Here is a 538-nt window from a genome sequence, read left to right as displayed (position 1 = left end):
TCTCTCCTTGGTCAGTACCGCACTTACTGCACAACGCTAACTGTAAAATACGTGTATGGCGCATGGATGAAAAGATGGATTTCTTGGTAAGAAATGCCGATGGCGACGAGCTGCTGTTCATCCACCAAGGTACGGCAGATCTTTACTGTGACTATGGTCATCTGAAAGTGAGCGAAGGGGATTACGTCATGATCCCGCGCTCAACGAGTTGGCGTTTAGAGCCGAGTGAACCCATGTTCATTCTTATGATTGAAAACACCGATGCAGCGTATTCCTTACCGGAAAAGGGCATGGTAGGGAATCACGCGGTATTTGACCCTGCGGTGTTGGAAGTTCCATCTATCAATGATGAGTTTCGTGCGCAATATTCTGAAAACCGCACTGAGGTTCAGGTAAAACGCCACGATAAAGTTAGCGTGATTACCTATCCGTTTAATCCTTTAGACGCGATTGGTTGGCATGGCGACTTAGCCGCAGTGAAAGTGAATTGGCGTGATATACGTCCCCTTATGTCACATCGCTACCACTTACCACCGTC

General features: G+C 47.6%; 1 protein-coding gene. It reads left to right on the top strand.

Annotation, left to right across the window (positions count from 1 at the left end):
- A partial coding sequence (locus R7R78_RS28990) for a homogentisate 1,2-dioxygenase (protein ID WP_225474953.1) occupies window positions 1–538 on the top strand: 538 nt, incomplete at both ends.

This window comes from Vibrio sp. 2134-1 (genome assembly GCF_033339495.1).
Note: the sequence above shows the minus strand (reverse complement) of the source record. Positions and strands in the feature narration are given on the sequence as shown.